At 64.5% G+C, this 1,497-nt stretch carries 2 protein-coding genes; one reads left to right on the plus strand and one right to left on the minus strand.

The window, feature by feature from the left end:
• The first annotated feature begins 46 nt into the window (after positions 1-46).
• Positions 47-814: a transposase gene (locus tag ACZ601_RS39070; RefSeq protein ID WP_469547009.1), complete on the plus strand. Its 768-nt coding sequence runs from the start codon at positions 47-49 to the stop codon at positions 812-814.
• Positions 815-875: 61 nt separating this feature from the next.
• On the opposite strand, the gene ACZ601_RS39075 is transcribed toward ACZ601_RS39070, so the two are convergent.
• A complete protein-coding gene (locus tag ACZ601_RS39075; RefSeq protein WP_469547011.1) occupies positions 876-1,226 on the minus strand; it encodes a VOC family protein in 351 nt (116 codons plus the stop codon).
• Between the last annotated feature and the right edge of the window lie 271 nt (positions 1,227-1,497).

Here is a 1,497-nt window from a genome sequence, read left to right on the forward strand (position 1 = left end):
CTAAGGGCTGTCCCGTAAGTAATCTTGCTCTGCGATGATCTCGCCCGTGTCAGGTGTGATCACGGCTTGCGAGTCGTTCTGGATAGCCCCGTTTACCGGGTTGAGCCCGCGCGCCTTCGGCAAGTTGCTGACCGCGCTGCGTCGCGAAGGTGCTGGCTCCTCAGGTCGGGGTCGGCCGTGGAAACTGTCGTTGGAGGACCGGGTGCTGCTGGTCACCGCGTATTGGCGAACGAACCTCACGATGAGGCAACTGGCCCCACTGTTCGGTGTGTCGAAGTCGGCCACGGACCGGGTGATCGACGACATCGGCCCGAGGCTCGCGCTGCATCCACGCCGGCGGTTCGCCAAGGACGTGGTGCTGATCGTGGACGGCACCCTGGTGCCCACCCGGGACCACAAGGTCGCCGAGCAGTCGAAGAACTATCGCTATTCCACCAACCATCAGGTGGTCATCGACGCCGACACCCGCCTGGTCGTGGCGGTCGGCCGGCCGCTTCCGGGCAATCGCAACGACTGCCTGGCCTGGGCTGAGTCCGGTGCGAAGGCCGCCGTCGGCAACACGATGACCATCGCCGATGGCGGCTACCCGGGTACCGGGCTCGTGATGCCGCACCGCCGCCGCAAGGAAGAGGATCTCCCCAGCTGGAAACAGGCCCACAACAAATCCCACAAGCAGGTTCGCGCCCGCGTCGAGCACGTCTTTGCCCGGATGAAGACCTGGAAGATCCTTCGCGACTGCCGCCTGAAGGGCGATGGCGTGCACACCGCCATGCTCGGCATCGCCCGGCTGCACAACCTCGCCCTCGCGGGGTAACTCCCGTCCCGTACCGGACCAGAGAGGTCCACTGGAGACGGCTCGCCGATTCAAAGGATGCTCAGTCGATACAGAACTCGTTGCCCTCGATGTCCTGCATCGGGATGCAGGAATCATTGCCGTCATACAGCGTTTGCACGTGTACCGCCCCGAGCGGGACCAGCCGCGCGCACTCGGCCTCAAGCGCGGCGAGGCGCTCCTCGCCTACAAGTCCGGTGCCGACCCGCACATCAAGATGCACCCTGTTCTTGACCGCCTTTCCTTCGGGGACGCGCTGAAAGTACAGTCGCGGGCCCACGCCTGAAGGGTCGATGCAGGCAAACCACGCGTCCCGCCCCTCATGCGGCTGAGAGCGCTTGTACTCGTCCCATGTGGCGAACCCCTCCGGTGGCGGCGGAACGACGTACTCCAACACCTCACACCAGAAGCGAGCGAGGCGCTCGGGTTCTGCGCCGTCGAAGGTGACTTGGAAGTGCTTGACCGATGACGTCGGCGCACCCTACCAAGGGTTCTCTGCTGCCCACTTCCCCAGATGAATCCCCACGCCGTCGAGATGTCGACCCCAACCCCGCCGAACCCTGGTCCGGATCGGACACCAGGAGATCAAGCTGAAAAAGCCACGAGAACGACGCAACCCTGGCCCGTAGCTGCATGCCGGAGATCAGTTACGGGACAGCCCTTAG

Source organism: Streptomyces sp. NPDC104307 (genome assembly GCF_055584045.1).